The sequence below is a fragment of the Microtetraspora sp. AC03309 genome (genome assembly GCF_020826795.1).
Lineage (GTDB): Bacteria > Actinomycetota > Actinomycetes > Streptosporangiales > Streptosporangiaceae > Microtetraspora > Microtetraspora glauca.
On the sequence record NZ_JADDIL010000250.1, the window covers coordinates 1 to 905 of the forward strand.

General features: G+C 62.2%; 2 protein-coding genes. Both read left to right on the top strand.

From position 1 onward, the window contains the following. Positions 1 to 440 (top strand): (3R)-hydroxyacyl-ACP dehydratase subunit HadA (hadA, locus tag IMZ11_RS42625; RefSeq protein WP_216615711.1); only part of this gene is annotated, 440 nt, incomplete at its 5' end. After that, positions 440 to 868, top strand: a complete 429-nt coding sequence (hadB, locus tag IMZ11_RS42630) for a (3R)-hydroxyacyl-ACP dehydratase subunit HadB (RefSeq protein ID WP_003881825.1) — start codon at positions 440 to 442, stop codon at positions 866 to 868. The genes hadA and hadB, both read left to right, overlap by 1 nt. Positions 869 to 905: the final 37 nt, after the last annotated feature.

Sequence of the window (905 nt, forward strand, 5' to 3'; positions counted from 1 at the left end):
GGATGCATTACAGGCATCCTGAGCACTACGAGGTCGGGCGCGAGAAAATCCGCGAGCACGCGACCGCGGTCAAGAACAACGATGCCTACTACTTCGACGAGGCTGCCGCAGCCGAGCTGGGGCACGACTCGCTGCTGGCACCGCTGACCTTTATCTGCATTTTCGGATACCAGGCGCAGTGGGCCTTCTTCGAGTGGGCCGAGATCGGCATCCAGGACGCTCAGATCGTCCAGGTCGATCAGGAGCTCAAGTTCCTCAAGCCGGTCAAGGCGGGGGACAAGCTCTATTGCGACGTGTATGTGCATTCCGTGCGCAAGGCGCACGGCACCGACATCATCGTGACCAAGAACATCATCACCGACGACAAAGGTGACGTGGTCCAGGAGGCCTACACGACCCTGGCCGGGCGTGCGGGTGACGGAGAAGAGGGTTTTAACTGATGGCGCTGCGCGAATTCAGTTCGGTCAAGGTCGGTGACACGCTTCCCGAGCGCGTGATCCCGCTGACCCGTGGTGATCTGGTCAACTACGCCGGCGTGTCCGGTGACCTCAACCCGATCCACTGGGACGACGAGATCGCCAAGCAGGTCGGTCTCGACACTGCGATCGCCCACGGCATGCTGACCATGGGCGTCGGCGGCGGCTACGTCACCGAATGGGTCGGCGATCCGGCTGCCGTGACCGAGTACAACGTCCGGTTCACCGCCGTCGTGCCTGTTCCCAACGACGGTGTGGGCGCCGAGATCGTCTTCAACGGACGCGTCAAGTCCGTGGATCCCGAGCAGAAACTGGTCACCATCGCCATCTCGGCGACCGCAGGCGGAAAGAAGATCTTCGGGCGGGCCACAGCGACCGCAAAACTGGCGTAAGGAGTTCTGGGCCATGGCACTCAAGGCTGACATTCGG